Below are 3,495 nucleotides of genomic sequence, written 5' to 3'. Positions count from 1 at the left end.
GTGAACGTCCTGCGATTCGTAGACATGATTCCCTGTCGTGCCTTCCTGGTAACGACTGTCTACGAGAAGTGTCACACCCCAGAGGCGTCTCCTCGAGACTCTTCCCCAAGCAACGGTCGGCACCTTGGGCAATGGTCGACACGATTCTCTGGGCGCGTGCGACATCCTCGTAGCGATCATCAACTCTGCGACGCGTGAGTCTCTACTTAACGTTCACTCCGAGGGACTGCTCATCGCAGACGAGTGCCACCGTTACGCTGCTCCGACCTTTGCGAAGGCTCTCCATGCCAACTTCAAGTACAGGCTGGGGCTGACCGCGACATACCGGCGCCCGGACAACGCGGATGCAGAAGTACTCGACCCGTACTTCGGGGGTGTCGTGTTCCAAATGTGGTACGACCGCGCCCTCTCGGACGGAGTGATAGCCGAATTCGACGTGGCATTCGTCGGGGTGAAGTTGACCGACGCAGAGCGGGCCGAATACCAAGCAGCCAGCGCATCAGTGAGCAAGTTGGGTATGTCGCTGAAGACCAAACTCGAGCTTCAGCATGCTCCGTATGAGAAATTCGCTCGGGCGGTTCAGCGCCTTGCAGCACGGAAGAACGACCAATCACCGGTCGCCTTCATGGCGAGGAAGTATCTCGAAGCGGTCGTCAAGCGTCAGAAGGTGCTCACCAATGCAAAGCACAAACTGGAGGTCCTAAAGGGAATTGCCCCCGTGATCGATGAGTCTCGGGGAACCATCGTATTCTCGCAGACCGTCGATTCCTCGACTCGCGCTACGGATGTCCTCATGAGCAAGGGCATAGAGACTCGCGCAGTCTCGTCAGAGTCAAAACCATACGAACGACGCGGGGCCTTGCAGCTGTTTGCAAGCGGAATCGCGAAGGCTCTCTGTGCCCCTCGGGTCCTCGACGAAGGCATTGATGTCCCCGACTCCGATCTGGCGGTGGTTCTGTCCGGCAGCAAGCAACCACGGCAGACGATCCAGCGTCTCGGTCGTGTGATTCGACGGAAGTCCGATGGTCGCCACGGTCGTTTCGTCGTGTTGTTTGCAACGAACACCATCGAAGACGAAGAACACAATTGGGACCAGCAGTTCGGGCCGATGCTGCCCCACGCGCGGCGAATCGCTGAGTTCCATCAATCTCAGCAGAGGGAACTGCGCAGGTTCTTGCGCGGCTGTCCGAACGACCGCCCGAATGCGGACGATGCGGACACAGTCGGATCGCCGACCCCAGCGCAACTGCTTATTCCATTCGAACCCTCCGGACCAGAGAATGCGTCTGACGGCGTGGTGACACCGGAGATTCCGCGAACCATTCCTCACAATCAATCGATGGTCGTCCTGTTGAAAGACGAGGATGATGAGCCGCTCGAACAGTTGAGCTGGCTTCCAGAGACTGACGACTTGGTCGGGATCTATCTCAAGCAGCTTGGGCAATATTCACTTCTCAGCGCAGAACAGGAAGTGGAATGTGCGAAGCGCATTGAAGCGGGCCTCTTCGCGAACTACGTGCTTGGCCTGGGTAAGTACTCGACGCGCAGGGAACGCCACGACCTGGAGGGAGTCGTTGCCGACGGAGACGCGGCATTTGACCAAATGGTCTGCGCGAATCTGCGACTCGTCGTGTCTGTGGCCAAACGGTACAGCGGCCGGAAGATGGCGTTTCTCGACCTGATCCAGGATGGCAATCTAGGCCTCGTCAGAGCAGTGCAGAAGTTCGACTACACGAAGGGCAACAAGTTCTCGACGTACGCGATGTGGTGGATTCGCCAAAGCATCACCCGCGGATCGGCAGATTTCTCGAATACGATCCGCTTACCTGTCCACGTGGTTGAGACGCTGACAGACTACTTGACTTGCAATGCAACTGAGGAGTCCAGGGCGGCGTGCTCCCACGATCACTCCCTGGCTGAATCGGCATTGCGCATGCAACCACTCTCGCTCGAGAGCTATCTCGAAATGCAATGGAGTACGCACTACCGCGACAGCATTTCGACGATCGATGATCGCATCATCGACCCCAGCATGTTCACGGATGACCCGGAACAGGTTCTCGTTGAGACTGAGTGGGTGGCGAAGGTCAACCACCTGGTCGACACATTGCCAGAACGAGAGGCGGAGATCATCCGGCGGAGGTTCGGCTGGTACGACGACGAGCCACAGACTCTGGACCTGATCGGTCAACACTTCAACTTGACTCGCGAAAGGATTCGACAGCTCGAGAAGAAGTCACTTGAGCACCTACGGGAAACGGTCGGGAGATCGGCGAACCAATCCCTTGCCGTCAATGCCCACATCGATGACGCGACTCTCGGCGAGAACGCAGAATTGCACTTAATTAGATAGGTAGCGGTCACTTCACCGTGGTCATCCAGCAACCGCTCGCAATCGCGTGTGCCGGAGATCGCGGGAATCTCGGACAGCGCAAGTGCCGCGAGTGACATCCAGAGGTGTAGCGGAAAAAGCTACGTGACTAGTCAATTCGGATAAATCCGCGACTTTTATATGCTTCAATGGCTTGGGTGCAAAGCACCTTGATTCTGGCAATCGCTCATGATTCAATAGCCCAGGGACTGCTGAGGGTTTGGTTGACTCCTGGACTGGATAGAATCCACGAAGGAGAAAGGCATGCAAAGATCTATTCCGATGAGTTCAATCAGTCAGCGCTCGATCTCATCAACGACGGAATGACCCAGAAGCAGGTCTGCGCGGATCTCGGGATCTCGAAATCTGCCTTCCAAGCCTGAGTACGCGACGCGCGCCTGCGCGAGTACGGCCTCGAACCCTCGCATGATCCTGAGGAGTCACGGGACTAGGCGACAGCGCTCAAGCGCATCCGGGAGCTTGTGCGGGAAAACAAGATTCTCCGCGATGCCGCAGCCTATCTCTCGCAGGCGAACTTGAAGCTCGGTGGTCATCACCCACAATTATGTACCGGCAGGTACCGTGACCTTGCTGCCACCGGGGTGCCGGTGGCAGTGACCTGTCGGGTGCTCGGCTTTTCGAAGCAGGGATTCTATCAGTGGTGTGCCCACCCGGTCTCAGATCGGGACTGGGAGGACGCACACCTGCTCAATGCCGCCTACGACGTCCATGCCGATGATCCTGAGTTCGGTCACCGGTTCATCGCTGATGAACTCCACGGCGCCGGGCACGGATCCTCTGAGCGTCGTTTGTGCGGTTGTGCTGCCAGGAGCAGTTGTTCTCTAACACGATCAAACAAGTCCGGAAGCACGGCAAGAAGCCTGGCCTGCCGGTCTGTGACCTCGTCAAACGCGATTTTACCGCGAGTGCGATCAACGAGCTATGGTCGACCGATATCACGGAGCACCCCAAAACCTTTAGCAGTCCCGTTTGTTGGCAATGAAACCGGAGCCGAGTCAGGAGCTTGACACCGTGCTCAAAGACTTCTGGGCCCACTACAACCATCACCGGCAGCACCAGGCCTTCGGGGAAGGCATCACCCCGGCCGCGGCCTGGGAGGCGGC

General features: G+C 57.6%; 2 protein-coding genes and 1 pseudogene. All 3 read left to right on the top strand.

Going from position 1 to position 3,495, the window contains the following annotated elements; genetic code table 11:
* Positions 1–124: 124 nt before the first annotated feature.
* The gene (locus tag AAHA49_RS17725; RefSeq protein ID WP_342039174.1) at positions 125–2,353 is read left to right on the top strand and encodes a sigma-70 family RNA polymerase sigma factor; all 2,229 of its coding nucleotides are present in this window, start codon (positions 125–127) and stop codon (positions 2,351–2,353) included.
* Positions 2,354–2,520: 167 nt separating this feature from the next.
* The gene (locus tag AAHA49_RS17720; RefSeq protein ID WP_342039173.1) at positions 2,521–2,754 is read left to right on the top strand and encodes a hypothetical protein; all 234 of its coding nucleotides are present in this window, start codon (positions 2,521–2,523) and stop codon (positions 2,752–2,754) included.
* 81 nt (positions 2,755–2,835) lie between these two features.
* A pseudogene (locus tag AAHA49_RS17715) lies at positions 2,836–3,341 on the top strand (transposase family protein); the annotation flags it as partial.
* Between the last annotated feature and the right edge of the window lie 154 nt (positions 3,342–3,495).

It is taken from the genome of Brevibacterium ammoniilyticum (assembly GCF_038429965.1).
In the GTDB taxonomy this organism is placed as follows: domain Bacteria; phylum Actinomycetota; class Actinomycetes; order Actinomycetales; family Brevibacteriaceae; genus Brevibacterium; species Brevibacterium ammoniilyticum.
The sequence above is the reverse complement of the archived record's forward strand: the minus strand, read 5'-3'. Positions and strand labels throughout refer to the sequence as shown.